The 257-nt window shown below is 68.5% G+C and carries 1 protein-coding gene; it reads left to right on the top strand.

The genetic code is table 11. The features are described 5' to 3' along the window. The coding region (locus SB754_RS21330) for an MFS transporter (RefSeq protein WP_410784334.1) at positions 1–257 on the top strand (257 nt) is incomplete at both ends.

The following is a 257-nucleotide window of genomic DNA, read 5'->3' as shown; positions in this document are numbered from 1 at the left end:
CGTCTGGCGCTGGATGCTGGCCGTGGCGACGCTGCCTGCCATCGCCCTCTGGATCGGAATGAAGTTCGTGCCGGAGAGCCCGCGCTGGCTCGCCGCGCAGGGCCGGTACCCGCAGATGCTGGCCGTGCTGCAGAAAATCCGCAGCTCCGAAGACGCACGGACCGAGTATGACGACGTGCGTGCGCTGGCAAGCGAAGAGACCACCCGCCGCGGCTCGCTGAAGGACTTTGCCGAGCCCTGGCTGTTCCGGGTGCTGC

This window comes from Leifsonia sp. SIMBA_070 (genome assembly GCF_046534635.1).
GTDB lineage: Bacteria > Actinomycetota > Actinomycetes > Actinomycetales > Microbacteriaceae > Leifsonia.
This window is presented reverse-complemented; position numbering and strand designations above follow the sequence as displayed.